Genomic DNA, 25,096 nt, shown 5'->3' on the forward strand with positions numbered 1-25,096 from the left:
TAGTAATGACTAGTTTCGACTTTAAGGTATAATAAGGGGACAAGCTGTGAAGGAGCTGAATTTAGAGTGAAATTCATTTTGTTAAAATGGAAAGAATGGCGCAATAATAAGTATCTCCCTTTTGTTATCATTCTCTTAACAGCGATTTGCATGTTCTTTTTATTAATTGGTAATGTGAAAGAAAGTAAATATGATATAGAACGATTCCAACTTTCACCTGATACGATACGTTCGGTTAAAACAATGGAAGATCCCGTAAAAACGGAAGAAGAAAAAGAACAAGTAGCTTCCGAAGTTCTTCCAGTATATCAATTTCAAGACGAAACTGCAGATAACCAGGCTGCGATTATCCGTTCTATTTTTGACAGCGTTCTCGAAGTGAAAAAAAAATCGACTGAAGAACTAGCTGAAGAAGGGGCAGCTACATCACTTGCAAAATTAAAAGAAGAAGTGGACGTATTGGCAGAAAACGTAAGTGTCATTCCTTTAAGTGATGAAATGCTAACTATTTTACTAAAGCAGTCAGCTCCTGTTTTACGAGAGTCAAAGGAGAAATTGGCCACCATTGCAGAAAATGCATTAAATGAGCCAATACGAACCGAAAATGTTCCTTCTGCGCGTGAAAAAGTTGCTTCCCAGGTTACAAACACATTTGGGTTTTCCGCGGAGTATATGAATATCCTCATCAATATAGCGCGGAGTGCAATTGTAGCGACGGAAATCGAAAATGATGAGCTTACAGAATTACGGATTGAGCAGGCAAAAGCAAGTGTTGAACCGACTAGAATTTTACAAGGGCAAATACTAGTGCAAAAAGGAGAACTAATAGACCGAGAAGTTTATAGACAGATTGAATTACTCGGAATGTTAACAGATAAAACATCTTATAAACCACCTATAGGTGTTGGTCTATTCGTTATACTTACAATGTGGATCTTATTTGCACAAACGTTTCGTAAGAAAGAGAAATCCATTACAAATGCTAAAAATTTGGTTGTCGTCGCTTTTAGTCTAATCGTTTCTGTCTTAATCATGAAAGTGTTACAATCAGTTGCATATAATTTTGATGTAGTCATTGCATTTATATTCCCGACTGCATTGGTTTCCATATTTGTTTACTTATTAGTAAATGAACGTGCAGCACTCATCACTAGTTTTGTTGTTGCTGCTTATGCGGGCATTATTTTTCAAGAAGGGTATACAAATGTATTTCAAATGGAAATTTCGCTATACATATTATTCGGGAGTGTAGCAGGTATTTTTGCGATGCAACGAACTCATAATAACTCTCAAATATTTAGAGGAAGCTTTGTCGTTTCAGCAGTAAATATATTATTTATATTATTTTATTTATTAATGACCAAAACGACATATGAATTTAACGATATATTGTTTTATGTTGGTGTTGCCGTATTATCGGGTATACTATCTGGGGCTTTAACGATTGGAATACTTCCATTTTTTGAATCGGTATTTGGCATATTGTCTACGATGCGGTTAATCGAGCTATCTAATCCGAATCATCCATTATTGAAAAAAATATTAACGGAAACTCCCGGGACATACCATCATAGTTTGATGGTCGCAAACTTAGCGGATGCTGCCTGCGAAGCGGTTGGGGCAAACGGACTATTAGCACGTGTGGGGAGCTATTATCATGATGTTGGGAAAACGAAACGACCTGGATTTTTTATCGAAAATCAAGTGAATGGGTACAACCCGCATGATAATTTACCACCAGAAACGAGTCGTGATATTATTATTGCACATGCTGTAGACGGGGCAGAAATTTTACGAAAACATAAAATGCCAAAAGAAATAATCGATATCGCGGAGCAACACCACGGGACCAGCTTGCTTAAATTCTTTTACTATAAAGCAAAGGAAATGAAAGAAGATATAGCCGAAGGGCAGTATAGGTATCCGGGTCCTAAACCTCAAACGAAAGAAATTGCGATTATTTCGGTTGCAGATAGTGTGGAAGCTGCTGTCCGTTCGATGAAAGAACCAAATGCAGAAAAGATTAGGGAACTGATCCAATCCATTATTAAAGGAAAATTACTAGATGGTCAATTTGATGAATGCGATCTCTCTTTAAAAGAAATAAAGATAATGGAAGAAAGTTTCTGTACGACGATGAATGGTACATTCCATTCGCGAATAGAATACCCAAAATAAGGACGTAAGGGGCTAAAAGAATGCTAGAAATAGATTTAATGGACGAAACACAAACAATATCCGAAGAATCAATAAAACTTGTTGAAAAAGTATTAACTTCTGCTGGAGAGCAGTTAGGTGTAAAAGAAGGCAGTGAAGTAAGTGTTACATTTGTGACAAATGACGCTATTCAAGAAATCAATAAAACATACCGCAAAAAAGATATGCCAACGGATGTTATTTCTTTCGCAATGGAGGAGATGGGAGAAGGCGAAATCGAGATTAAAGATGCAAATCTGCCGACACTACTTGGCGATATTATCATTTCTGTTGAACGTACGACGGAACAAGCGGCATCATATGGACATACTTTCGAACGTGAGCTTTGTTTTTTGGCAGTCCATGGTTTTTTACATCTACTCGGTTATGATCACGGAACAGAGGAAGAAGAGAAAGAAATGTTCAGTTTACAAGAAACGATTTTACAGGCTTTTGGTTTAAAGCGTGAAGGCCATGAACATTCGTAAATTTTTTAAGTCATTCGTATATGCCTTTCAAGGCATTGTACTAGTAGTAAAAAGTGAACAAAATTTCCGTTTTCATGTACTGGCTGCAGTTGTAGTTTTATTGGCAAGTTTTTTAACGAGTTTGTCCAAATGGGAATGGATAATCATTGTAATGTTAATTTGCGGGATGTTCATGATAGAATTAGTAAATGCGTCAATTGAACGTGTTGTGGATTTAGCATCCCCTGAGTTGCATCCACTTGCAAAACAGGCAAAGGATTTAGCAGCAGGGGCTTGCCTGGTGTATGCCATTTGTACAATAATCGTCGGTTTGATCATATTTATCCCGAAATGGTCGGGAATATTATTTTAGAGGTGAACAAGATGGATAAAAAAATGTTATTAGAAGCATCTATTAAAGCGAGAGAAAAAGCGTATGTACCTTACTCAAAATTTCCTGTTGGAGCAGCACTTTTAACGAAAGACGGAGAAGTGATCCAAGGTTGTAATATCGAAAATTCATCTTTTGGTTTGACCAACTGTGCGGAACGTACTGCTATATTTAAAGCAGTATCTGAAGGAAAAAAGGAATTTGCTGCGATTGCAGTTTCTGGGAATACAGAAGGACCTATTTCCCCGTGCGGCGCGTGCAGACAAGTACTTGCAGAATTTTGTGATCAAGATATGCCGGTTTTCTTAACGAACTTGAATGGTCAAGTATTAGAAACGACGGTAGCAGAGTTATTACCGGGTGCATTTACAACGGAGGATTTGGAATATGGAGCAAAATAATAAAGGGTTTAAATCAGGATTTATCTCTATCATAGGACGTCCAAATGTAGGGAAATCCACATTTTTAAATAGAGTAATTGGACAAAAAATTGCAATCATGAGCGATAAGCCTCAAACAACACGAAATAAAGTTCAAGGTGTCTTAACACTAGATGAAAGTCAAATGATTTTTATTGATACACCAGGTATTCATAAGCCGAAGCATAAGCTTGGTGATTTCATGTTAAAAGTGGCAAAAAATACACTTCGTGAAGTAGATGCAATTTTATTTATGGTGAATGCAACGGAACCAAGAGGAAAAGGCGACGAATTTATTATCGATATGCTTGAGAAAAACGAAACGCCTGTTTTCTTAGTAATTAACAAAATCGATCAAGTTCATCCCGATGAACTAATCTCTATTATTGAGTCATATAAAGACAAATATGATTTTGCAGAAATAATTCCAATCTCTGCATTACAAGGAAACAATGTAGATCGCTTGCTCGAAACAATTCAAAAATATTTACCTGAAGGTCCTCAATATTACCCTGCGGATCAAGTAACAGATCATCCAGAACGTTTCATCATTTCTGAATTAATACGTGAAAAAGTACTTCATTTAACTCGTGAAGAAATTCCTCACTCTATTGCGGTTGTGATTGATAAGATTAAAAAAGAAGAAGATACTGAAAAAGATATGATTCGTGTAATGGCTACAATTATTGTGGAAAGAGACTCCCAAAAAGGCATTGTGATTGGAAAAAGAGGCGCACTTTTAAAAGAAGTAGGCACGAGAGCTCGTCACGATATTGAAATGCTACTTGGTACGAAAGTATTCTTAGAATTATGGGTAAAAGTCCAAAAAGATTGGCGCAATAAATCAACTCATTTACGTGATTACGGATTTAGAGAAGACGAGTATTAAGAAATGCATAAGCGCTAATGTTAGATAATACTGTCTGGCTGCGTAACATAGTGGTGGAGCAAAAGCTCGTCACAACATCAATAAACATTTCGCAACATCTGTATGATCTGCCTTATGCAGGCCCCAGGTAGGCATGGCGCTAAAGCAAGATACTAAGAAGGAAGGGAAGGCTTTTGCTTCAAAAAGTAGAAGGCATCGTCTTACGGACTTCATCTTACGGAGAAACGGATAAAATAGTCACGATATTCTCACGAGAATTAGGAAAAAGAGCGGCGATGGCTCGTGGTGCTAAAAAACCTACGAGCCGTTTGTCTTCTATATCTCAGCCTTTCACCTATGGCTATTTTTTAATTCAGCAAGGTAGAGGAATGGGTTCTTTACAGCAAGGGGAAATTATCGACTCTATGCGCTCCATTCGAGAGGATATTTTTACTACTGCATATGCTAGCTTTATCATGGAGCTAGTGGATAAATTAATAGAAGACGAATCTCCGAAACCCCATATATTTACTATTTTGCAAGAATCGCTGGAGGCAATTTCGGAAGGATATGATCCAGAAGCAATTAGTTTATTTGTAGAATGGAAGATGCTGCCCATTGCTGGAATTTACCCGGTGTTGCATCAATGTGCCAACTGCGGAGCAACGGACGGGGAATTTGCTTTTTCATTTGCTCAAATCGGTTTTCTTTGTCACAGATGCTTCTCTGTCGATCCATATTTAATAAGGTTAACACCAGCACAGGTAAAGCTAATCCGTACCTTTTATACTGTTCCGATTAGCCAAGTTGGTAAGCTCACATTAAAAAAAGAAACAAAAGGCTTTATCAAGAAAATTGTACGAACTATTTATAACGAACAAGTAGGGATTCGATTAAAGTCCCAAGGGTTTTTAGATCAAATGGAAAAGACACCTGAATTTTTTAATCCAAAAAAAGATCCAAGTTCAGAAGATTAACTTCGAACCTGGATCTTTTTGCTGGTTGAAAACTATTTAGAAAGTAGGAAGCTACCCGAACGATTAAGTCCCCCCGAGCAAATAACTGAGTCAAGTGAGCAATGTAAGGGCATAAGTGAGCATAAATCCCGGCTAACCGAGCAATTAGTTCCCACTCGAGCATTTAACTGAGTTAAGTGAGCAATGAAAGGGTAAGAGAGCATAGATTCCAGCTACCCGAGCAATTAGCTCCCTCCGAGCATATAACTGAGTAAAGCGAGCAATGAAAGGGTATAAGCGAGCATAAATCCCGGCTAACCAAGCAATTGGTTCCCTCCGAGCATATAACTGAGTCAAGTGAGCAATGTAAGGGCGTAAGTGAGCATAAATCCCGGCTAACCGAGCAATTAGTTCCCACTCGAGCATTTAACTGAGTTAAGCGAGCAATGAAAGGGCATAAGCGAGCATAAATCTGGGCTAACCGAGCAAAGGAATCCCACTTCGAACAACTGATTGAACTAACCTAAACATACATCCAACACTAAACAAAAAACCAAATTAGACATAGGTCTAATTTGGTTTTTTAGATTAAAACTGCAATTGTTCTTCAATATAAGCTTTTACATCAGCAATCGGCATTCTTGTTTGTTCCATTGAATCACGGTGACGAACTGTTACTTGGCCATCTGTTTCAGAATCGAAATCATATGTGATACAGAATGGTGTGCCGATTTCGTCTTGGCGGCGGTAACGTTTACCAATCGATTGTGACTCGTCATAATCAACCATGAAATGTTTACTTAAATCAGAGAATAACGCAGTTGCGCCTTCTGATAATTTTTTGGACAATGGTAAAATTGCCGCTTTCACTGGAGCTAGAGCTGGATGGAAGCGTAATACAGTACGTTTATCATCACCTTCAAGCATTTCTTCGTCGTAAGCCTCGCAAAGGAATGCCAGTGTAACGCGGTCTGCTCCAAGAGATGGCTCGATACAATAAGGCACATAACGTTCATTCGTAACTGGGTCGATATAGTTAAAATCTTCCCCAGAATGCTCCATATGTTGTTTTAAGTCGAAATCAGTACGGTCTGCGATACCCCATAGCTCACCCCAACCAAATGGGAATTTATATTCGATATCTGTTGTTGCATTCGAATAATGGGACAGCTCATCTTCAGAATGGTCTCTTAAACGAATGCTATCTTCTGCAACACCTAAATTTAATAACCAATCTTTACAGTAATTACGCCAGAATTCGAACCATTCCATATCTTCCCCTGGTTTACAGAAGAATTCTAATTCCATTTGTTCGAATTCTCTTGTACGGAATGTAAAGTTACCAGGAGTTATTTCATTACGGAAGCTTTTCCCAACTTGTGCGATACCAAATGGCATTTTCTTACGCATAGAACGTTGTACATTTTTGTAGTTAACGAAGATACCTTGTGCAGTTTCAGGACGTAAGAAAATTTCGTTCGTAGAAGATTCTGTTACCCCTTGAAAAGTTTTGAACATTAAGTTGAACTGACGAATATCTGTATAGTCAAATTCTCCGCAAGTAGGGCATACTACATTATGTTCTTTCATGATTTCTTCCATTTTTTCAAATGAAAGTCCATCAATAACCATTTCAATTCCTTTTTTCTCAAGTGCATCTTCGATAATTTTATCCACACGATGACGAGATTTACATTTTTTACAGTCAATCATTGGATCGTTAAAATTGCCGATATGGCCAGATGCTACCCATGTTTTTGGGTTCATTAAAATAGCTGCATCCAAACCTACGTTATATGGTGATTCTTGAACGAATTTCTTCCACCATGCTTTTTTAACGTTGTTTTTTAATTCCACACCTAGTGGACCGTAGTCCCATGTGTTGGCAAGTCCGCCATAAATTTCAGATCCTGGGAATACAAATCCTCTTTGTTTTGCTAAACTTACGACTGTTTCCATTGAAAATTCCATAACAAACCCTCCTATTTTAACTTTATTCAGCAGAAGTCCCTCGCTTCTACAAATGCTGGATAATGCAATAATTTCTTCTATTCAAAGGGGATTACCCTAGCTGAATGAAGTTAAAGCCTCCGGCGGATGCCACAGATTTTGAGGGGAGTTAATTGAGCAAGCTCAATTGAAAATCTGGGCGCAATCACGTCGAGACGTGATTGATTAGTGCTTTCAAAAAGAAAAAACTCGTCTCCGGGCTAATTTAGCCCGGGGACGAGTTTTATAACCCGCGGTTCCACCCCGATTGATTGTATAATAACAATCCTCTTTAAAAGCATAAGCTCCGAGCTGCCGTTTCCTGTTTTGTGGTCTCTCACCGTCACCACTCGCTACGTTACAGTACTTATAATGCTCTTCAACGCTTTATTATTTGTTGTTATTGTAACATGAGCCAGTTTACTTCGCAATAAAGGAGTAAGTAGTATATAATAATTTAGTATATGTATAACAATTTGAGGCGGTGATTCCAATCGAACTCAACAAACGGCAAAACGAAATTTTGGACATTGTTAAAGGAAATGGCCCTATTACGGGTGAGCAAATTGCAGAACGTCTAAAGTTAACTAGATCTACGTTACGACCCGATCTTGCAATTTTAACAATGGCTGGCTTTTTAGATGCCAGACCGCGCGTTGGTTATTTTTATTCTGGTAAGAAAACGAGTCAAGCTATTTCAGATAATATAGCCCAGATGATAGTAAAAGACTTCCAATCTATTCCGGTTGTTGTAGAAGAAAGCATGACAGTATATGATGCTATATGTCATATGTTTTTAGAAGATGTAGGATCTTTATTCGTAGTGGATAAACAATCTCTATTGTCTGGTGTACTTTCAAGAAAAGATTTCTTGCGAACGAGCATTGGAAATCAAGATTTAAATAAAATGCCAGTACATATGATTATGACAAGAATGCCTAATATTACGTATTGTAGAAAAGAAGATACGCTTATTGAGGTGGCAAATAAACTAATGAGTCGTCAGATTGATTCATTACCTGTAGTGAAAGAACGAAAAGATGGTTTAGAGGTAGTTGGAAGAATTACGAAAACGAATATTACACGTGCTTTCTTGTCTTTAGCCGATGACCATGACTTATAAGGAGTGACACAATGAAAATGTTAAACCTATTTATTGTCTCAGATTCAATCGGTGAAACGGGAGAACTGGTGGCAAAAGCGGCGGTAAGTCAGTTTAGACCAGGTCTACAGCATACCAAGTTAAAAAGATTTACTCATATTGATTCATTGGATCATATTAAAGAAATTACGGAACTAGCGAAAGAACAAAATGCTATTATTTTATATACGCTTGTGCAAACAAAAATGCGTGATGCGTTAGTTGAAAAGTGTAAAGCATATGGATTAGATTCAGTGGACCTGATTGGTCCGGTTATTCATCTTTTAGAAAGAAATTTAGATGAAAAACCTTTCGAAGAGCCTGGTTTAGTTCGCAAGCTAGATGAAGATTATTTCAAAAAGATTGAAGCAATCGAATTTGCGGTAAAATATGATGATGGAAGAGATCCACGCGGTTTGTTGCAAGCAGACATCGTCTTAATCGGTGTTTCTAGAACTTCTAAAACGCCATTGTCACAATACTTGGCGCATAAAAGATATAAGGTTGCAAACGTCCCATTAGTACCGGAAGTTGAGCCCCCGGAAGAATTATTTCAGGTAGATCCTGCAAAATGTTTTGGACTAGTAATCACACCGAAAAAACTAAATTCTATTAGAAAAGAAAGATTAATAGCTATTGGTTTAAATGATGATGCTAGTTATGCTAAAATAGAACGGATAAATGAAGAAATTGCTCATTTTGAAAAAGTAGTAAATAAAATTGGATGTACTGTCATTGAAGTGACGAATAGGGCAGTAGAAGAAACGGCCAATCTAGTAATCAATCACATTCAACAAAAATAATTATAAAAAATGAACCGATTCACATTTGTGAAAAGGTTTTTTTGTATTGCGAATCGAATAAAGTATAGATTAATAATATGAAATGTTTTATAATAGTTAATTGTGGAAAAAATAATTACTATATGAAACTTTTTTTATGAATTATTTTGTCGTTTCTTGCAGGATTTTTCTTGTTTATCTCGAATTAATAAAGTAGCGAGTAAAGATGGTGAAATAATGACAAATCGTATAGAAGAAGAAGTTATCGAACAAGTTAGGAATAACACAGATATTGTCGATGTTATTAGCGAATATGTTCAACTAACGAAAAGAGGTAGAAATTATTTTGGTTTATGCCCTTTTCACGGAGAACAAACACCATCTTTTTCAGTAACGCAAGAGAAACAGATTTTTCATTGTTTCGGATGTGGTGCTGGTGGAAATGTAATTACATTTTTAATGGATATCGAAAATCTTTCGTTCCAAGATGCAGTAAGTAAACTTGGAAGCCGGATTGGACTTTCGATTGAAGAAAGCTCCTCCAATCATTCAGAAGCAAAAGCACCTGTCTCAAAAGAAGTATCTATTATGAAAAAGGCGCATGAATTTGCGAGCGATTATTTTCATCATTTGTTACTTCATACGGAGGAAGGAGAAAATGCATTACATTACTTAGAAGAAAGAGGGTTTTCTACTGAAGTCATCGAAAAGTATAAAATCGGGTGGTCTTTACCTAATTGGGATGCTTTAACAACATTATTAGCAAGAAAAGGTATGGATTTACAAGAAATAGAGAAAACTGGGCTTATTATCCGAAAAGAAAATGAATTAAAGTATTTTGACCGATTTAGAGGAAGAATCATGTTTCCGGTTTTCGATGAAACGGGACATGTAATAGCCTTTTCAGGAAGGATACTGGAAAAAAGTGAAAATGAAGCAAAATATTTAAATAGTCCAGAATCTCCAATATTCCAGAAAAGTCAAGTACTTTATAATCTAGACAAAGCCCGTCTAGAAATTCGTAAACAACGAAATGTAATAATCTTCGAAGGCTTTCTAGATGTCATTGCAGCATCTACTGCTGGAATTTCCAACGGAATTGCAACAATGGGGACGGCTTTGACGTCTCAACATATAACAAAACTGAATAGATTGACATCAAACGTCACATTATGTTATGACGGGGATAAAGCTGGTATGGAAGCAGCTAAAAGAGCAGCAATTGCTTTGCAGGCTCAAAACATTCAAACAGAGGTAGCAATTATTCCGGATGCTATGGATCCAGATGATTATATTAAAAACTACGGAGAAGAAGCTTTTCGCGCAAAAATTATAGAAAAGCCTCATTCTTATTTATCCTTTATGATGATTGTTTCTAAACGTGATAAGAATTTTAATAATGAAAATGATACATTACAGTATATTCAAGAAATATTGGAAATACTGAGTGAGAGAAATTCTTCTGTAGAACGTGATTTGTACATTCGACAACTTTCACAAGAAACAAATGTTTCTGAGGAAGCAATCTATCAACATTTACGAAAGCTTCAAGGAAAAAAAGCAAAACAATTTAAAAGCGAACCAACCATTCCTCTCCCAACCAATCAAGAATTGTCAAAAAAGAAGAGGACCATTTCAGCAGATGAGAGAGCAGAACGAATGTTACTTGCTCATATGTTGCACAATGCGCAAATAATTGATATAGCAAGAAATAACGCTGGAGAACAATGTTTTATAAGGGATGCTTACGAGGCAGTTTATGTACGCTTAACCGGATTTTATGAACAGTATCCAGACGGAGATTATCAACGATTTTTAGAAGTATTAAATGATGCACAACTTAGAAATATAGTTATGGAAGCTGCGCTCTCAGAACGTGATCCAGAACATGAAACTGAGGAAGTCATGGACTGCTTGCGCCATATTCGAAAATACCGGATAGAGCAACAAATTGAGCGGAAGTTACATGAAGCAAAAGAAGCAGAGAAAATGACGGATATGACAAAAGCTTTGCAACTCGCTCAAGAAGCTATTCAGTTAAAAAAGTCGTTAGCAACTTTTGAATAAACATCCGGTAGTAAAAGGAGGATTTCTTATGGCGGACAAGTCTGAACGTACAAAAGAAACGGATATTGAATTATCATTAGAAGAGGCAAAAAAACAATTAATCGAATTAGGTAAAAAAAATGGAGAGTTAACATATCACGATATTGCGGAAAAACTCGCTCATTTTGAATTGGAATCGGATCAAATCGAAGAATTTATCGATCATTTAGAAGGCAAAGAAATTGAACTAAGCCGGAAAGATGGCGATGAAGAAGATTTAGATCGTTTGATGAAAGGGAAAGAAGAAACCTTCGATTTAAATGATTTAAGTGTGCCGCCAGGTGTGAAGATTAATGACCCTGTTCGTATGTATTTAAAGGAAATCGGACGTGTTGATCTTTTAAAAGCGTCTGAAGAAATTGCACTTGCAGAAAGAATCGAACAAGGGGATGAAGAAGCGAGAAAACGTCTAGCAGAAGCAAACCTTCGTTTAGTAGTAAGTATTGCAAAGCGTTATGTAGGTCGTGGAATGCTATTCTTGGACTTAATCCAAGAAGGAAATATGGGACTTATCAAAGCGGTAGAGAAATTTGATCACCGTAAAGGGTTCAAATTTAGTACGTATGCTACTTGGTGGATTAGACAAGCAATTACTCGTGCCATTGCAGACCAAGCCCGTACAATACGTATCCCGGTGCATATGGTGGAAACGATAAATAAATTAATTCGTGTACAAAGACAACTATTACAAGACTTGGGCCGTGAACCTTCTCCAGAAGAAATTGGAGAAGAAATGGATTTGCCGCCAGAAAAAGTTCGTGAAATCCTAAAAATTGCACAAGAACCAGTTTCTTTAGAAACACCTATTGGAGAAGAAGATGACTCTCATTTAGGCGATTTTATCGAAGATGCGGATGCTCAATCCCCTTCTGATCATGCTGCTTATGAATTATTAAAAGAACAATTAGAAGATGTATTAGATACTTTAACAGACCGAGAAGAAAATGTACTACGTCTTCGTTTCGGGTTAGATGATGGCCGCACGAGAACGCTGGAGGAAGTAGGTAAAGTGTTTGGTGTTACACGTGAGCGTATTCGTCAAATCGAAGCGAAAGCACTGCGTAAACTTCGTCATCCTTCTCGCAGCAAGCGTCTAAAAGATTTCTTAGAATAAGTTTAAGGAGAGACATCCTTGTAGGGTGTCTTTTTCTGTTTTATACTTAGGGATGACTGCTAGATGAAATGAGGACGAGCCATGTCAGTTCAACGTAAGCAAATTATCCTAAATGAAATTGCGTTTTGGAAGAAAAACAAATTACTTCCTGAACATTATTGTGACTTTCTAACAGCCCTTTATGCCCAAGGTGAAGAGGTAGAGGATGAAAGGAAAGAAAAATCATCCCAAGCCTTATTAGCGAAGAAAAAAATGAATAAAACTTTTTTATATGTAACACTAGGTATTATTACAGCTATATTAATAGCATCACTTATAGTCATTACTACAGCTGCATTTATTCCCATTATTGCAGCAGGAATTGCGATATGCTTATTTTTATACATAGCTATTAAACTAGCAAAAACGAAGTCGATGATGATGCCCTTGTTGTTCGTTTTTTCGGCACTATTACTATTAGGGATTTCTTTTAAAGTATGGGATGTTTATTTTAATGATTACCCATTAGTGTTAATCGGATTAATGATTGGTAATTGTTTATTGTGGTTATTTTCCGGACTGCTGATGAAACTCGTATATTTTAGTATTTCCGGTATTGTTGGAACAGCTCTTATTTTATTTTACTTATTTAAATTTTATCTTTAATATTCAAATGCCGACAGACAAACCTGTTGGCGTTTTTAAGTTGGTGCTTTTGGGAAGCTCTGAACGAAACAATTAGTCCATTATTACCGTGACTTTCTGATGGGGAGGGATGTGAATTTATCGCATTCCTCCCCATTTTTAGTTACTCGTATAGTAGTCGTTTGTCGGTTGATCAATACTATGATTCTACAAATAAATTTACCAATCGACAATTTTAGCTATAATTTACCTGTTTTATACGTTGAAAATATCATATATGAAAAAAATGACTTACTATTTTAAATTTAACTTGAAATTGAAAACCCTTTCAGATTATAATCTATATAAACCGATTTACTAAACCGGTTTATAAACAAACATATACAAAAATTTATTACTAATTTAGTTGTTAACTAGAGTAGAAAAAGTTCTGTTCATGTGAAAGGAGTATATGATTTTGGTTTCGAATTTTGGTGTTTTTACACTAGGGGATGCTCTGATTACATTTAATCCATCTGATACTGGGCCTCTAAGATATGTTTCAACTTTCTCACGAAAAGTGGGAGGCGCTGAATTGAACTTTGCAATCGGTTGTGCACGCTTAGGACTTAGTTCGAAGTGGATGAGCCGATTAGGCGGAGATGAATTCGGTCGAGTAATTTATAATTTTGCACGTGGTGAAGGAATTGATGTTTCGGAAGTGAAGCTCGTGGATGGTTATCCTACTTCTTTAAACTTTAAAGAAATTAGGGAAGACGGATCCGGAAAAACATTTTACTACCGTTATCAATCACCCATTTTAACAATGGAACCAAGCGATATTACAGAAGCGGTACTTGAAGGTGTGGATCTTGTTCATTTAACAGGCGTTTTCTTAGCAATAGATCCAAAAAATCTTGATATAACGATGCAAGTGTTGAAGCTTGCAAAGAAAAATAACATTCCGGTTTCATTTGATCCAAATATTCGATTGAAGCTTTGGACGATAGAAGAAGCGAAAGCTGCATATATGAAAGTTTTTCCATATGTTGATATTTTACTAACAGGTAAAGATGAAATTGAGTTAATACATGGAGATTCTTCGAACGAATCGTTAGAGGCATTGTCTGAAGAATTCAAAATCGCTCATCTAGTTATTAAAGATGGTGGAAACGGTGCGAGAGTATTGATTAACGGTGAGTGGCATGAAAAAGAAGCATTTAAAGTGCAGCCCATTGATACGGTCGGCGCGGGTGACGGCTTTGATGCAGGTTATATTTATTCTTATCTACATAATTATTCCCCACTCGAGAGCTTACAATTTGCGAATGGAGTAGGGGCACTTGTTACAACAGTATCAGGTGACAATGAAGGACTTCCTGAACTCGATGAAGTATTTGCTTTTATTCGAAATGAAAAAATTATTGAGAGATGAGGGGAAACAATGAAAGCGGTTCAAGTAAGAAAAGCTTATGACTTAGTCATTAATGAAGTAGAAAAACCCCAGATATCTTCTGATACAGATGTACTCGTGCAAGTCAAACGTGTTGGTATTTGTGGTTCAGACATGCATATCTATCATGGAACGAATCCGCTCGCTACTTTACCAAGAGTTGTTGGACACGAAGTAGCAGGTGAAGTTGTAGAAGTTGGAAATGCGGTAACTAAATTGAAGGTTGGAGATCACGTAGTAGTAGAGCCAATCAGATACTGTGGCGAATGTTATGCATGCCGTAAAGGACGCCCGAATGTGTGTGCAAACTTATCCGTTTTTGGTGTGCACGAAGATGGTGGAATGCGAGAATACTTTGTCCTTCCAGAAAAACAGCTGCATGCAGTAGATTCTTCTATTGACTGGAACGAAATAGTAATGGCAGAACCTTATACAATCGGCGCTCAGGCTACTTGGAGAGGACAAGTGGAGCAAGGGGATACAGTTCTTATTCAAGGTGCAGGACCAATTGGTATATGTATATTAAAATTTGCTAAATTGCGCGGTGCTACTGTAATGGTTTCTGACTTAAGTGAGGAACGTTTAGCATTTGCTCGAGATAATGGAGCAGATGTGACGGTGAATGCTGGAACAGAAAATGTGAAAGAGCAAGTGGCAAAATGGACAAATGATGAAGGCGTTAACAAAGTAATAGACGCTGTATGTCTACCGTCTACATTTGAACTTTCCGTAGATGTTGTTTCGCCTGCAGGAACTGTTGTTGTGCTTGGTTTTGATGAAAGACCATCTCAAATACCTCAGATGCCTATTACGAAAAAAGAAATTACAATTGTTGGATCAAGATTACAAACTAACCAGTTTGCTGAAGTAGTTGAATTTTTAAATGCCGGAAAAATTAGACATAACGGCTTAGTTACCCATACATTTGCATTAGCCAATGTTCAAGAAGCATTTACATTCGTTGAAAATAATCCGAATAAAGTTCGTAAAGCTGTCATTGTTTTTGACTAAGGAGGTTCCTACAGATGAAAAAACATGAAATATTAAACCAACTAACCGATTCCAAAGTAGTTGCTGTTATTAGAGGAGAAAGCGCGGAAGAAGCCGTGCAACTTACTAAAGCTGCTGTAGAAGGTGGCATACGTGCAATTGAGTTAACGTATACAACACCACAGGTACAAAAAGTGTTTGAAGAATTGCAAAACGCAGATGCGCTTTTAGGTGCAGGGACCGTGCTTGATCCGGAAACAGCAAGACATGCCATCTTATGCGGTGCTAAATTTGTCGTAAGTCCGCATTTCAATGCAGAAGTCGCAACTGTTTGTAACAGATATGGAATTCCTTATTTACCAGGTTGTATGACAATTCGAGAAATGGTACTGGCATTAGAAGCTGGCTGTGACATATTAAAACTTTTCCCTGCAAACAACTTTAGTCCATCTTTTATCAAGTCAGTCAAAGGTCCACTTCCACATGTTCAAATCATGCCGACAGGTGGGATAAACGCTGGAAATATGAAGGAATGGATCGATGCTGGAGCAGTTGCAGTTGGAGTAGGCAGTGATTTGAATAAGGCTTATAAAACAGGTGGTTACGATGCTGTTGTAGAGGCTAGCAAAAAGTATATAGAAGCTAGTACAAACTAAGAAGGAGTGGTAGTTAAGATGAATATTACATTTCGCTGGTATGGTAGAGGCAATGACACAGTAACACTTGATCAAGTGAAACAAATTCCAGGGACAAAAGGAATTGTATGGGCCCTACATCAAAAGCCTGTTGGAGAAGTATGGGAAAAAGAGGAGATCAAATCGGAAATCGATTATATCCAATCATTTGGTTTCCATGCCGACGTTGTGGAAAGCGTAAATGTGCATGAAGCAATTAAATTAGGTAATAGCGAACGAGATCAATATATTGAGAACTATAAAGAAACGATTCGTAATCTTGGTGAATTTGGTGTTAAAGTGATTTGCTACAATTTCATGCCAATTTTTGATTGGACGCGTACAGAAATGTTCCATCCACTGGAAGATGGTTCTACTGCTTTGTTTTTTGAAAAATCAAAAGTAGAAAATTTAGATCCACAAGAACTTGTGAAAACAGTTAGTGAGGCATCTGACTTAACTTTACCAGGCTGGGAACCAGAAAAAATGGCTCGTATTGCCGAATTGTTTGAGGCTTATAAAGAAGTAGATGAAGAAAAGCTTTGGGAAAATTTAGCCTACTTCTTAAACGAAATATTGCCGGTTGCCGAATCAGTAGGTATCAAAATGGCTATTCATCCGGATGATCCTCCGTATTCAATTTTCGGACTACCAAGAATTATTACTGGTGAATCAAGCTATGAAAAGCTAATCGCAATTTCTGATTCTGCTGCAAATGGTTTCACAATGTGTACTGGTTCAATGGGTGCAAATCCTGAAAATGATATGGTTCAAGTAGCTAGAAAATATGCTTCTCGTTCGCCTTTCTCCCATATCCGTAATGTGAAAATTTCAGATAATGGGGACTTTGTTGAAACATCTCACTATACAAGTGATGGCTCAATAGATATAAAAGGTGTAGTACAAGAGCTACATAAACAAAACTATGATGGATACGTAAGACCAGACCATGGTCGACATATTTGGGGAGAAGTTTGCCGCCCAGGATACGGGTTATATGACCGCGGATTAGGGATTATGTACTTACTTGGGTTATGGGATGCATATGAAACGAACAAGGCGGAGGAGTCTCAATGATTCCAATACATGAAAATTTAAAAGACCGGGTAGCAGTTATTACTGGTGGCAGTGGTGTTTTATGTTCAGAAATGGCGCACGAACTTGCGCGCCAAGGCGTGAAAGTAGCCGTTTTAAATAGAACTGCCGAAAAAGGACAAGAAGTAGTTGCTGATATAGTGGAAGCTGGTGGCTCTGCTATTGCTTTACAGGCAGACGTTCTTGATCGAGCTTCTCTAGAGAAAGCAAAAGAAGAAACGTTAAAAGCTTTTGGACGAATTGACATGCTTATTAATGGTGCGGGTGGAAATCATCCAGATGCTATTACAGATGGAGAAATTTTTGAGGAAGAAACAGAGGGAAAATCATTTTTTGACCTAGAGGAAACAGGTTTTTCTACTGTATTTGCAACGAATTTCACTGGAACGTTTCTGGCAAGCCAAGTGTTTGGAAAAGAATTATTGAAATCGACATCTCCAGTTATTATTAATCTGTCATCCATGAGTTCATACTCACCGATGACAAAGGTACCTGCTTATAGTGCGGCAAAAGCATCGATCAATAATTTTACCATGTGGATGGCCGTTCATTTTGCCGAAACAGGATTAAGAGTCAATGCAATTGCTCCAGGATTTTTCTTAACAACACAAAACAGAAATTTACTTCTGGATGAAGAAGGAAACTATACAGCGAGATCCTCTAAAATTATTGCTGGGACACCGATGAAACGGTTTGGTAAACCAATAGATTTATTAGGAACTTTACTCTATCTTGTAGATGAAACATGTTCCGGATTTGTGACTGGAACTACTATTCCGGTTGATGGCGGATTTATGGCTTATTCTGGTGTATAATTTTCAAGTGGATAGAGCCTTAAAAAACTTTTCTCATGTAAAGTAATGAAAGGCAATCTAAGCAACAAAGAGAATAGTAAATGGGGTTCTGAAAATTGAAACATATTACAATCGCAGATGTAGCAGAGCATGCAAAAGTATCTAAAAGTACCGTCTCTCAATATTTAAATAAGCGGTACGAGTATATGAGTGAACAAACACGTAAGAGAATTGAAACTACTATTGAAGAATTAAATTATATTCCCAACAGTGTAGCGAGAAGCTTAAAGCAGAAATCGACCTTCACTGTTGGGGTAATAGTAGCTAATATTTTACACTCATTTTCTACGCAAGTAATTCGTGCAATTGAAAACTATTTTCATGAAAACGATTTTCATATAATCGTATGTAATGCCGACGATGAACCAAAAAAGGAAAGAAAGTATATTGAAATGTTACTTGCTAAACAAGTAGATGGCTTTATCATTTTTCCTACAGGTGGAAATCTCGATTTATATGAAAGTATAAAAAAGCAACATATACCCATCGTTTTCATGGATAGAAAAATAGACGGTATGAATATTGCCACGGTCATGCTAGATAATGAAATGGCAACCTCGCTTGCAATTGATCGTTTCGTTGAAAGCGGTTTCGATAGAATTGCAATTGTTACAATGTCTATTATTCGGAATATTAGCCCTCGGGTGGAGCGTATTGAAGGATATAAAAAAGCACTTAGTCGACATGGATTGCAGGTAAATCCAGCTTATATTAAAACGGCTGATGTACATGATATTCAGCAAGTAATACATGAACTTTTTACTACCGAAACACCACCCGAAGCAATTGTTGCAGGGAATGACATTGTACTAGCAGCTTTATTGAAATACATGAAAGAGAATAATTTAAAAATACCAGACGATATTGCGGTTATCGGAATTGATGAAGTACAATTTGCAAGTTTCTTTTCGCCACCTGTTACTACTATTTCACAGCCCGCGGTGGAAATGGCGAATAGGACTGTAAAATTATTGTTAGATCAAATAAACAACAAAATTAACACAAATGAAACAGGTGTCATCAGATTACAACCGAGTTTAATAAAAAGAGAATCATGTTCACGTATAGATAAATCGTTTTAGTTAAAAATCATTCAAATGGTAAGGGGCAAAATATATGTTTTCTAAAGATAAACGTGCTGTGCTTATTCTATTATTTTTAGCAGGAGTTATAAACTATTTAGATAGATCGGCTCTTTCTATTGCAGCACCATATATTAAAGATGATTTAACATTAACTGCTACGCAAATGGGGATTATTTTTAGTAGTTTCTCTGTTGGGTATGCTATCTTTAACTTTTTAGGTGGAGTTGCATCCGATAAATTTGGTGCAAAAATGACATTGCTGGTAGCAATGATTGTTTGGTCACTTTTTAGTGGTGCTATAGCACTTGCAGTTGGATTTGTAAGTTTGATCGTTATTCGTATTTTATTTGGTATGGGAGAGGGTCCTCTTTCTGCAACGATTAATAAAATGGTAAACAACTGGTTCCCTGCAGATCAACGGGCTACTGCTGTTGGTTTAACTAATAGTGGTACTCCACTCGGTGGAGCTATTGCAGGTCCGATTGTTGGATTTATCGCTATTTCGTACGGTTGGAGAGTTTCATTCGTTATCATCATGTTAATCGGACTTATCTGGGCATTTTTCTGGTGGAAATTTGCTAAAGAAAAACCAGCAGCAAAAGCGAAGGAAAAAGAAATAAAAGAAGTAAAAGAAATTGCTGCTACTACAGTGAGAAAAGTTCCACTTACTTTTTATTTAAAACGTCGCACAATATTGTTTACTGCATTTGCCTTTTTTGCTTATAACTATGTATTGTTTTTCTTCCTAACATGGTTCCCAAGTTACTTAATCGATGCACGCGGTTTAAGTGTAGAGGATATGAGTATTATTACGGTCATCCCTTGGATTGTCGGTTTTATCGGTCTTGCAGCAGGCGGATTTGTTTCCGATCTATTCTTCAAAAAGTTTGCTGGTAAAGGCGTTCTTTTTGCTCGTAAGGCTGTCTTAGTTCCTTGTTTGTTTGTCTCAGCGGTATGTATTGGTTTTGCTGGGCTAGTTACTACAACAGTAGGGGCAGTTTCCTTGGTTGCTCTTTCAGTATTCTTCCTATACTTAACAGGAGCAATTTACTGGGCAGTTGTACAAGATGTTGTTGACCAAAGCAATGTTGGTTCTGTAGGAGGATTCATGCACTTCTTGGCAAACACAGCTGGAATTATTGGACCTACATTAACAGGATATCTAATCGATACTACTGGTACATATACAGCAGCATTCTTATTAGCTGGTGGGTTAGCAGTATTTGCATCTATTGCGGTAATCTTCTTTGTTAAGCCAATCATGAAAAAGGCTACTGTTGCGTAATAACTTATCAAAGGAACAGCGACAAAGCTGTTCCTTTTCTTTGATACAAAATACAAGTGAAAGAGGTATGCAATATGACAGTAAACCAATCTATCATCCAAATACATCCTTCTGACAATGTGTGGATTGCGCTAAGAGATTTTGAAAAAGGGGAATGTATTGAAAAAGAACAGGTGAAAATCACACTTCAAGAGAATGTTCGTCGAGGACACAAAATAGCAGTAAGTCCGATAAAAAAGGGAGAGAATATTCTCAAATACGGATTTCCAATCGGACATGCCACAGAGGATATCGCAATCGGTGAATTTGTTCACTCTCATAATGTAAAGACAAATCTAGAAGGTGAATTGAATTATTCTTATCAACCAAAAAAGATTAGTTCAATCGATGCTCCTCCTGCAGAGACACCTACATTCCTCGGATATAAACGAGAAAATGGGGATGTTGGGGTAAGAAATGAATTATGGCTCATTAATACAGTAGGTTGTATTAATAAAGTTGCTGAAAACTTAGCGAAAATGGGTAACAACGTTCTAAAAGCATCGAATTTCGATGGTGTACAGTACTTCGCGCATCCATACGGCTGCTCCCAGTTAGGAGATGACTTAGAATATACCCAAAAAATATTAGCAAATTTAATCCATCATCCGAATGCTGGAGGAGTAGTAGTACTTGGACTCGGTTGTGAAAATAATTATATTGAATTGTTTAAAGAAGCAATTGGAGAATATAACCCCAACCGAGTAAAATTTATGAGTGTTCAAGCGGAAGAAGATGAAATGGAAAAAGGGCTTGAATTAATGCAAGAGGTATTTGACTATGCAACTTCATTTGACCGGGAAGAAGTTCCTGTTTCCGCACTCAGAATCGGTCTTAAGTGTGGGGGAAGTGATGGACTTTCTGGTATTACAGCTAATCCATTATTAGGTTCTTTTTCTGACCGTCTTATTAGCTATGGTGGTTCTACTGCACTAACGGAAGTACCTGAAATGTTCGGTGCGGAAACCATTTTAATGGAACGTGCAAGAGATGAAGAAACATTTCAGGATATCGTTCATCTGATCAATGATTTCAAACACTACTTCATCAAATATGACCAACCAGTTTATGAAAACCCATCTCCTGGAAACAAAGAAGGTGGAATTACAACACTAGAAGAAAAATCATTAGGGTGCGTACAAAAAGGCGGATTTTCTACCGTGCAAGATGTGATTCCTTATGGCTCTCGTATAAATAAAGATGGACTAACCTTGATCCAAGGACCCGGAAATGACTTGGTATCGGTAACAGCACTTGCAACATCAGGATGTCAAATTGTTCTTTTTACAACAGGAAGAGGAACTCCATTTGGAGGCCCTACACCAACTGTGAAAATCTCTACAAATACAGCTTTATCAGAGAAAAAGAAAAACTGGATTGATTTTAACGCAGGAAAGCTTGTAGAAGATGCTTCAATGGAACAAATGACAGATTTATTTTTCGAATATATCGTCGATGTGGCATCTGGAAAGAAATTAACGAACAATGAAGTATTCGGATTCAAAGAAATTGCCATTTTTAAAGACGGAGTCACTATGTAAGGGGGGGCAAACAGATGAATATACTGCCTGAGTTAAATCTAGCAAGTTATAAAGATTCAACGAGTCATTCAGTTAAAAAAGAATATCCAATCCGAGTGCTGCAAGTCGGCGATGGGAACTTTATTCGTGGATTTGTAGATTGGATGATTTATGAATTAAATAGAAAAACAGACTTTGAAGGAAGTATTGTTTCGATGCAAGCAACACCTAGAGGAAAAACTGTCCCCAAGCTCCAAAATCAAGATGGTTTGTTTACTTTGCTATTAAGAGGTATTCAAGACGGGGAAGAAGTGAATGAGAGACATGTAGTGGATTCGATTACACAAGCGATTAATCCATATGAAGAATGGTCGGAAGCATTAAAGGTAGCGGAGTTAGACGAGGTAGAGTTTTTATTTTCTAACACGACAGAAGCAGGTATTCAATATGAAAAGGAGACATTTTCTAAAGAAGGTTGTCCTATTCCATTTCCAGCAAAAGTGGTTTCGCTTCTTTACCATCGTTATAACCATTTTCAAGGCGCTGCAAATAAAGGATGGATCATTATCCCGTGTGAGCTCATTGAAAATAACGGGGACCAGTTAAAAAGAATTTGCTTGAAGATTGCAGATGACTGGGAGCTTCCTGCTGATTTTACAAATTGGATGAAAGTAGCTTGTACTTTTTGTAATACACTTGTAGACCGAATTGTACCAGGCTATCCGAAACAGGAAGACACATTCCTATTTGAACAATTTGGCTATAAGGATGTCCTGTTAACGGTTGGAGAACCATATCACCTCTTTGTAATAGATGGACCGGATTTTGTGCAACAAAAACTTCCCTTTAAAGAGGCTGGTTTAAATGTTCAATTTGACAAGATAGAACTTTACCGAGAATTAAAGGTCAAGCTACTTAATGCTCCGCATACGATGCTAGCTGCTATTGGATTGCTATTAGAAATTGAAAGCGTAAAAGAAGCTATGGAAAATCCTTTGATGTCTTCATTTATTCAAAGAACCTTAACAGAAGAGATAAGAGAGACTTTACCTCCAATGGGAAAAGAAAAAGCCATTTCTTATATGGAACAAGTATTTGATCGGTTTGCGAACCCAACAATACATCACCGCTTAGCGGATATTAGTTTAAATAGTTATGCTAAATTTAAAGCAAGAATATGGCCAAGTTTGTATACATATTATAGTGACTTTGGTTACCCACCACAAAGATTAGTGTTTGCCTTTGCAGCACTGCTCCAATTCTTTACAGGTGTAAAAATGACTAGTAAGTATGAAGTGAAAGATGATCAGCAAGTTATCCAAAAGTTTCAAGCATTTTATAGTATACAAACTCCTTCGTTAGAAGAAATGGAAAAATTTATTGAGTCAATTATAAAAGAAGATTTCCTACAAACAAATGAAGAAGTGCAAAGTATATCTATAGCTGTAGCAAAAGAATGGAAGATTATTCGTGAAGTAGGAATGAAAGTAGCTTTAGAAAAAATAGAAGATGGAGTGTGAATTATGAAAGCAATCACCTGTACAGAACCTGGAAAAATGGATGAAATTACGTTAGATAAACCGGAAATCCTTGCAAATGGAGAAGTATTAGTTGCGATTAAGCGAGTTGGTATTTGTGGTACGGATATACATGCGTTTGGGGGCAACCAACCATTTTTTAGCTATCCACGAGTATTAGGGCATGAATTGTCCGGTATGGTTGAAGCTATTTCAAGTGATGTAGAAAACATGCAAGTTGGAGATACGGTAACGATTATTCCTTATTTACACTGTGGGAAATGCTTAGCATGTACGAGCGGTAAAACAAATTGCTGTACAGAAATGCAAGTGTTAGGTGTACATGTGGACGGAGGAATGGCTGAATATTTGAAAGTTCCTGCTAGTCATGTATTTGTGGTTAACGATTTATCATTAGATGACGCAGCGATGGTTGAACCTTTGAGCATTGGTGCACATGCAGTTCGTAGAGCAGCTATACGAGAAGGAGAAACAGTATTAATCATTGGTGCAGGACCGATCGGGCTAGGTGCCGCTCGTTTTGCAAAATTACAAGGGGCAAAAACGATCATGATGGATATAAGCGAAGAGCGTTTACAATTTGCCAAGGATTGGGCAGACTGCGACTTAACGGTAACTGCTTCTGAGAACGCAATTGATCTATTGAAAGAGGTAAACAATGGATCGCTTCCTTCGATTGTGATGGATGCAACTGGCAACAAACAATCGATGACGAATGCATTTAACTATGTGAATCATGGTGGAAAACTAGTGTATGTGGGACTTGTAAAAGATACAATTACGTTCTTCGATCCAGATTTCCATGCAAAAGAACTAACCCTTCTTGGAAGTCGTAATGCAACGAAAGAAGACTTCGAATATGTGATCAATTGCTTACAAAAAGGACAGGTTAAATCTAGTTATGTGACAAATAAAATCACTTTCGATGAGGTAAATGCTTATTTCCAAGCTGGAAATTTTAGAACAAACAAAACATTGATCACTATTTCAGAATCTTGATATTTAAAATTTGAGTGACCAAAATACAAGCTAGTAAAGATGGCGTCCTTATTGCTAAGAGGACGCTTTTTTGTGCTCTAGGAAATAATAAAGTCTATGTAGCTTGCTAATTACTTATTTCCAGCTGTTATTAAAAATTTCATTATTTGTAAATAAACTTCCGGTTATCCCGTGCAGTATCCCTACATTTTGAAGTATCTTCCAGCATTATTATCCAGTTAATGGCTAAGGGCAATCAAGCAGTCATTGAAAGCAATCAGTTCTATTCCCAAGGCAACTAAATCTGTATAAGAGCAACCAATTTACAGATGAAAGCAACCAATTCTTAAAATAACAAGTTTACTTGGAGTGAGACGCAGATAATTACAGCACAGTGTCATTATATTAGAGATATCTCCCAGTTAATGGCTAAGAGCAATCAACCAGTCATTGAAAGCAATCAATTCTATTCCCAAAGCAACTAAATCAATATAAGAGCAACCAAATTGCAGATGAAAGCAACCAATTCTTAAAAATAACAAGTTTACTTGGA

At 37.1% G+C, this 25,096-nt stretch carries 22 protein-coding genes; 21 read left to right on the forward strand and 1 reads right to left on the reverse strand.

Features of this window, described 5'->3' with window-relative positions; all coding sequences use genetic code 11:
- Nucleotides 1-66 precede the first annotated feature (66 nt).
- The 6 genes from ACIP9W_RS01900 (at nt 67) to recO (ending at nt 5,318) form a co-directional block, all read left to right on the forward strand.
- Nucleotides 67-2,178 carry an HD family phosphohydrolase gene (locus ACIP9W_RS01900; RefSeq protein ID WP_400785471.1) on the forward strand — a complete coding sequence of 704 codons (2,112 nt, stop codon included), beginning with the start codon at nt 67-69 and terminating at the stop codon, nt 2,176-2,178.
- A gap of 20 nt (nt 2,179-2,198) precedes the next feature.
- The gene (ybeY, locus tag ACIP9W_RS01905) at nt 2,199-2,684 is read left to right on the forward strand and encodes an rRNA maturation RNase YbeY (protein ID WP_400785473.1); all 486 of its coding nucleotides are present in this window, start codon (nt 2,199-2,201) and stop codon (nt 2,682-2,684) included.
- On the forward strand, nt 2,671-3,036 hold the full coding sequence (locus ACIP9W_RS01910) for a diacylglycerol kinase family protein (protein ID WP_400785475.1): 366 nt from the start codon (nt 2,671-2,673) through the stop codon (nt 3,034-3,036). Before ybeY ends, ACIP9W_RS01910 begins: the two co-directional genes overlap by 14 nt.
- 11 nt (nt 3,037-3,047) lie before the next feature.
- Nucleotides 3,048-3,455 (forward strand): cytidine deaminase, encoded by a 408-nt coding sequence (locus ACIP9W_RS01915; protein WP_282243543.1) that lies wholly within the window; start codon nt 3,048-3,050, stop codon nt 3,453-3,455.
- Nucleotides 3,442-4,362 (forward strand): GTPase Era, encoded by a 921-nt coding sequence (gene era / locus ACIP9W_RS01920; RefSeq protein WP_282243542.1) that lies wholly within the window; start codon nt 3,442-3,444, stop codon nt 4,360-4,362. The genes ACIP9W_RS01915 and era overlap by 14 nt, the downstream gene beginning before the upstream one ends.
- Before the next feature lie 173 nt (nt 4,363-4,535).
- Nucleotides 4,536-5,318: a DNA repair protein RecO gene (gene recO / locus ACIP9W_RS01925; protein WP_400785478.1), complete on the forward strand. Its 783-nt coding sequence runs from the start codon at nt 4,536-4,538 to the stop codon at nt 5,316-5,318.
- A gap of 567 nt (nt 5,319-5,885) precedes the next feature.
- Here recO and ACIP9W_RS01930 read toward each other — a convergent pair.
- A complete protein-coding gene (locus tag ACIP9W_RS01930; RefSeq protein WP_282243540.1) occupies nt 5,886-7,268 on the reverse strand; it encodes a glycine--tRNA ligase in 1,383 nt (460 codons plus the stop codon).
- A gap of 502 nt (nt 7,269-7,770) precedes the next feature.
- Between ACIP9W_RS01930 and ccpN the strand changes: the two genes are divergently transcribed.
- The 15 genes from ccpN (at nt 7,771) to ACIP9W_RS02005 (ending at nt 24,564) form a co-directional block, all read left to right on the forward strand.
- The gene (ccpN, locus tag ACIP9W_RS01935; RefSeq protein WP_400785480.1) at nt 7,771-8,409 is read left to right on the forward strand and encodes a transcriptional regulator CcpN; all 639 of its coding nucleotides are present in this window, start codon (nt 7,771-7,773) and stop codon (nt 8,407-8,409) included.
- Nucleotides 8,410-8,420: 11 nt separating this feature from the next.
- Entirely contained in the window at nt 8,421-9,230 is an 810-nt protein-coding gene (locus ACIP9W_RS01940; protein WP_400785482.1) for a pyruvate, water dikinase regulatory protein, read from the forward strand.
- A 216-nt stretch (nt 9,231-9,446) separates the two neighbouring features.
- Nucleotides 9,447-11,276, forward strand: coding sequence for a DNA primase (gene dnaG / locus ACIP9W_RS01945; protein WP_400785484.1), 1,830 nt, complete (start codon nt 9,447-9,449; stop codon nt 11,274-11,276).
- Nucleotides 11,277-11,304: 28 nt separating this feature from the next.
- Nucleotides 11,305-12,429 (forward strand): RNA polymerase sigma factor RpoD, encoded by a 1,125-nt coding sequence (gene rpoD / locus ACIP9W_RS01950; protein WP_142538295.1) that lies wholly within the window; start codon nt 11,305-11,307, stop codon nt 12,427-12,429.
- A gap of 81 nt (nt 12,430-12,510) precedes the next feature.
- Nucleotides 12,511-13,074, forward strand: a complete 564-nt coding sequence (locus tag ACIP9W_RS01955; RefSeq protein WP_400785486.1) for a hypothetical protein — start codon at nt 12,511-12,513, stop codon at nt 13,072-13,074.
- A 436-nt stretch (nt 13,075-13,510) separates the two neighbouring features.
- Nucleotides 13,511-14,467 (forward strand): sugar kinase, encoded by a 957-nt coding sequence (locus ACIP9W_RS01960; protein WP_400785488.1) that lies wholly within the window; start codon nt 13,511-13,513, stop codon nt 14,465-14,467.
- 9 nt (nt 14,468-14,476) lie between these two features.
- The gene (locus tag ACIP9W_RS01965; protein ID WP_400785490.1) at nt 14,477-15,496 is read left to right on the forward strand and encodes a zinc-binding alcohol dehydrogenase family protein; all 1,020 of its coding nucleotides are present in this window, start codon (nt 14,477-14,479) and stop codon (nt 15,494-15,496) included.
- A 14-nt stretch (nt 15,497-15,510) separates the two neighbouring features.
- The gene (locus ACIP9W_RS01970; protein ID WP_400785492.1) at nt 15,511-16,131 is read left to right on the forward strand and encodes a bifunctional 2-keto-4-hydroxyglutarate aldolase/2-keto-3-deoxy-6-phosphogluconate aldolase; all 621 of its coding nucleotides are present in this window, start codon (nt 15,511-15,513) and stop codon (nt 16,129-16,131) included.
- Nucleotides 16,132-16,149: 18 nt separating this feature from the next.
- Nucleotides 16,150-17,226, forward strand: a complete 1,077-nt coding sequence (uxuA, locus tag ACIP9W_RS01975) for a mannonate dehydratase (RefSeq protein WP_282243527.1) — start codon at nt 16,150-16,152, stop codon at nt 17,224-17,226.
- Entirely contained in the window at nt 17,223-18,059 is an 837-nt protein-coding gene (locus tag ACIP9W_RS01980) for an SDR family oxidoreductase (RefSeq protein ID WP_400785494.1), read from the forward strand. The genes uxuA and ACIP9W_RS01980 overlap by 4 nt, the downstream gene beginning before the upstream one ends.
- A 95-nt stretch (nt 18,060-18,154) precedes the next feature.
- Nucleotides 18,155-19,180: a LacI family DNA-binding transcriptional regulator gene (locus ACIP9W_RS01985; RefSeq protein WP_282243523.1), complete on the forward strand. Its 1,026-nt coding sequence runs from the start codon at nt 18,155-18,157 to the stop codon at nt 19,178-19,180.
- 34 nt (nt 19,181-19,214) lie between these two features.
- On the forward strand, nt 19,215-20,468 hold the full coding sequence (locus ACIP9W_RS01990) for an MFS transporter (protein ID WP_400785496.1): 1,254 nt from the start codon (nt 19,215-19,217) through the stop codon (nt 20,466-20,468).
- A 74-nt stretch (nt 20,469-20,542) separates the two neighbouring features.
- On the forward strand, nt 20,543-22,048 hold the full coding sequence (locus ACIP9W_RS01995; RefSeq protein WP_400785498.1) for a UxaA family hydrolase: 1,506 nt from the start codon (nt 20,543-20,545) through the stop codon (nt 22,046-22,048).
- A gap of 14 nt (nt 22,049-22,062) precedes the next feature.
- Nucleotides 22,063-23,547 carry a tagaturonate reductase gene (locus ACIP9W_RS02000; RefSeq protein WP_400785500.1) on the forward strand — a complete coding sequence of 495 codons (1,485 nt, stop codon included), beginning with the start codon at nt 22,063-22,065 and terminating at the stop codon, nt 23,545-23,547.
- A gap of 3 nt (nt 23,548-23,550) precedes the next feature.
- Nucleotides 23,551-24,564: a zinc-binding alcohol dehydrogenase family protein gene (locus ACIP9W_RS02005; protein WP_400785502.1), complete on the forward strand. Its 1,014-nt coding sequence runs from the start codon at nt 23,551-23,553 to the stop codon at nt 24,562-24,564.
- Nucleotides 24,565-25,096: the final 532 nt, after the last annotated feature.

Source organism: Psychrobacillus sp. NPDC093180, from assembly GCF_044754065.1.
Lineage (GTDB): Bacteria > Bacillota > Bacilli > Bacillales_A > Planococcaceae > Psychrobacillus.